The organism is Labrys sp. LIt4 (genome assembly GCF_017813775.1).
GTDB lineage: Bacteria > Pseudomonadota > Alphaproteobacteria > Rhizobiales > Labraceae > Labrys > Labrys okinawensis_A.
Genome location: NZ_JAGIPY010000047.1, coordinates 1 through 1,133 on the forward strand (window position 1 = coordinate 1; position 1,133 = coordinate 1,133).

Here is a 1,133-nt window from a genome sequence, read left to right on the forward strand (position 1 = left end):
TCCGGCAACTGTAGTTGAGCGAGTGTCAGGCCTTGAACGGGGCCTGATCGCGCAAGATTGCATTGAGAGTGATGAGGATCTTTCGGGCCAAGGCGATGAGAGCCAGTTTGGGCGGCTTTCCGGCTTGTCGCAGTGCGCGATAAGTTTGGGCGAAGTTGGATTTGGATCGGCTGGCTGAAACAGCAGCCATGTAGAGGGCCTGGCGCACGCGTCGTCTGCCGCCGATGACTTTGCGTGTGCCGCGCATGAGGCCGCTATCGCGATTGAAGGGAGCCAGGCCTGCCAAGGCGGCGATGGTCTTGGGCGAGCGTTGGCCAAGTTCGGGCAGGAGAGCCAGCAGGGTCGTGGAAATGACCTTGCCGATGCCTGGAGTGGAGCACATGAGTTGGCGCCTTTGCTCAAGGCTGTCATGGCGGGCAATGAGGCGAGTGATATGCTGGTCGAGGCTGGCAATGGCGGCCTCCAGCCAGGCGAGATGGTCCAGGAGGCTGTCGCGGATCTGGGCCATGTCGGCTTGAGCCAGGCGCGTCAGTTCCTGCTTGCGGGTGGCGACGAACTGGTCGCGGCGCTTGTGCAGCAAGGCCAGTTGCTGGCGGTGGGGATCATCGGCAGGGTCGGCTTGCAGGTTGAGGCACTGGGCCATGGCGGCGAGCATGCGGGCGTCGATGGCGTCGGTCTTGGCCAGCAGGCCGATGGACTTGGCAAAGTCGCGGGCACGGGCCGGATTGATGCGGACAAGGGACAGTTGCAGGCTGGCCAGAGCCGTACGCAACGGCCCATCATAAGGCCCGGTCGCTTCGAAGGCGACGAGCTTGATTGGATCGGCTCGCAAGCGCTCGAAAGTCGAGGTGATCGCCTGTGGGGTGTTGTCGATGCGCTCGACATGCTGGGTGGTGGCATTGAAAATGTCGAGATGGTGTTTGGAGACATCGATCCCGATGAAGCCAGGGTGTATGATCATCGCGCCTATCCCTGTGCTACGAGGTCCGGTGGTGCGGCCTCGATCAACTGTTCAGGTTGGGTACTCGAACGCGGGCGAGGACCAAGCCGGAAAACGGCCTTAACGGGCCGGGGTGCACACGGTCTCTCGCCCGCACCCATCCTGACACATTCCAACTACACAGGGTGCACGG

1 protein-coding gene is annotated in these 1,133 nt (G+C 62.3%); it reads right to left on the reverse strand.

The window, feature by feature from the left end:
* Positions 1 to 25: 25 nt before the first annotated feature.
* Positions 26 to 961, reverse strand: a complete 936-nt coding sequence (locus tag J8I29_RS29625) for an IS110 family transposase (protein WP_146126830.1) — start codon at positions 959 to 961, stop codon at positions 26 to 28.
* Between the last annotated feature and the right edge of the window lie 172 nt (positions 962 to 1,133).

Excerpts from the sequence above, each read along its gene's own strand:
- J8I29_RS29625 (WP_146126830.1), bottom strand. The coding sequence starts at position 961 with ATGATCATACACCCTGGCTTCATCGGGATCGATGTCTCCAAACACCAT.